The organism is Neisseria sp. P0022.S010 (genome assembly GCF_051956635.1).
Window position 1 is genome coordinate 1 of sequence record NZ_JBQCXF010000447.1, and the last position, 2448, is coordinate 2448.

The following is a 2448-nucleotide window of genomic DNA, read 5'->3' on the forward strand; positions in this document are numbered from 1 at the left end:
GCCTTGAGGGGTTTTGCTTTTGAAATTCAAAAAGTCATTGTCTGCTGGATTGATAAAGAACTGGCTGGTTGCTGAATTCGGATCGCCGGTGCGCGCCATGGCGATGGTGCCGACATTATTTTTCAAGCCGTTGTATGCTTCATTGGTGATGGCTTTATCGGTGGGTTTTTGTACCATATTCTCGGTAAATCCGCCGCCTTGAATCATAAAATTGTCGATAACGCGGTGGAAAATCGTGTTGTCGTAAAAACCTTTTTTGGCGTAATTGACAAAGTTTGCCACGGTTTTCGGCGCTTTGACTTCATCCAGCTCCAGTTGGATGTTGCCCATATTGGTTTCAATCACGGCATGGGTAACCGCTTGCGCTTGCACGGAAAGTGAGAGTGCGAGGGCGCACAGGGTCAGTTTGATGGTTTTTGTCATATGTCTTCTCGAATAATGTATTGTGAAAATGGAATATTAACCTTGTTTCGCGTGAAATCCATAAAAAACATGTAAGATTTTTCAAGCAAAAAACATAAGGCAATCAAATCAGGCCATCTGAAAAGGGATAAAAACCAAATTCTTGCTCTTTATCATTCCCTTTCAGACGGCCTGCTATTACGGTCAAACCGAAATCAGATTAGAAATCCAATTCCGCTTTCAGCCAATAAGTGCGCGGCATGCCGACGACGGCGAAGCTGCGGTCGTATTGGCCGCGCTGAACCTGCCAGTAGTTTTTGTTGAACAGGTTTTCTACCGAGCTGCTGACGGTCAGGGTATTTTTGCCGAGCTTGGTTTTGTAGCGCGCGCCTACGTCAACCAAGGTATAGGATGGGAAGGCGTATTGTTTTTGCGTGTCTTGGTAGGATTTACCGAAGTACGAAACGTTGCCGTTTAAAGTCAAGCCTTTGGCAAACGGGGTATCCCATTCCACGCCTGCTTTGGCAATCACGCGCGGATTGGCGACTTGTACACCGCTAACCAGCATATCGCGCGAATTCGGATAATTCTTCACGGTCGATTGTAGATACATCAGGCCCAAAGACGGACGCAAAGTATTGTTGAGCAAGTTCGCGTAGGTGTTGAACTCAATACCGCGGCTGCGTTCCATGCCTTGCTCGTCTCCGGCTGAACCGCCCAAGGCTTTATACGCTGCGAAGTCTGTTTTGCCGGTGGTAGAACCGCGCCAGTAGCCCGGACGTTTGATTTGGAACGCATTTAACGTGGTCACGAAATTGCCCCAGTTTTTACGCACGCCCACTTCAAACTGACGGCTGACACGCGGTTTGGACATGGTGGTATTGCCGTCATCGTCGGTTTTGATATCCGCAGGCTCCAAGTCTTCCATATAGTTGCCGTAAACGACCAAGTCAGGTTGTGGTACCCATGCAGCCATCAGCATCGGACTGAAGCGTTTGGAATCCCCGCTTTTACCTTCTTTTTTATCGGTATATTCAACCGCTTGGAAACGACCGCCCAAAGTCAGACGGTATTTGTTGTCGGCAAAGCCCAGTGTGTCGGACAAGGCCAAGCTGTTGACTTTGATATTGGCATCCAAGTTTGCTGAGCTTTCCCAGCCTGTCGCGTAATTAGGAACAAAAGAAGCCAGTTGATTTTCAATATTGCCGTTTGCATCAACCTCAACGCGGCTTTTACCTGCAGCCGAACCACGGACAGTCGCACGCTGACGAATGATACGGTCAAAAGCAGTACTCCAGTTATGCGTTACCGGGCCGGTTTCAAATTCGCCGCGCGCGGATAAATTCATACTCAAAGTACGGAAATATTGGTCAGTCAGGCGCGCCGTGCCGGTGTGGTATTGGTTGGCACTTGAGCAGGTTGCGGTTTGACTGCTTGCACCATTTTTACCGCATATGGTCGGAGAAATCAGCGTGCCGTAATAGCGCGCTTTGTTGTAGCCGATACCGCCGGTAATTTGGGCATTTTCAAACGCATCCCATTCAAAGGTCAGCATATTGGTTTGGCCGACGGTATTTTGCCAGTTCCAACTTGGTAGCAAATTCACTTTGCCATCAGGCGCATCAAACAAACGACCATCAGCGTTTTGAATATCCTGCATACGCGCGCGGCCGCCGTTGGTTTTACGTTTGGCGTAGATAGAGTCGAGCGCTACGCGCAGTTTTTCGCCGCGATAATCTGCATTCAAAGCAAATTCTTTGTTGTCCTCGCTGTAACCGTGGCGCGGGGTGTCGCCGTGGCGCAGTTTGCCGTTGGCGCGCACGCCGAATTCTTTGTTTTCGCCGAAGCGTTGACCTAAATCGAACGTACCTTGGGCGCGGTTGTTGCTGAACCAGCCCAAACCGATTTTTCGGTTGCCTTCATCGGCGGCTTTTTTGGTTTCGATATTGACGGAACCGGATACCGCGCCTTCAGGGTCCATGCCGTTTACGGCGGTGGACGCGCCTTTAATCAATTGCGCCGAGCCAACTTGCACGCTGGCAGTAC

At 49.6% G+C, this 2448-nt stretch carries 2 protein-coding genes; both read right to left on the reverse strand.

Annotated elements, in window-relative coordinates; translation table 11 throughout:
• The coding region (locus tag ACTHUT_RS17990) for a peptidylprolyl isomerase (RefSeq protein ID WP_440419280.1) at positions 1-423 on the reverse strand (423 nt) is incomplete at its 3' end.
• Between the two features lie 199 nt (positions 424-622).
• On the reverse strand, positions 623-2448 hold a 1826-nt coding region (locus tag ACTHUT_RS17995), incomplete at its 5' end, for a TonB-dependent receptor (protein ID WP_440419282.1).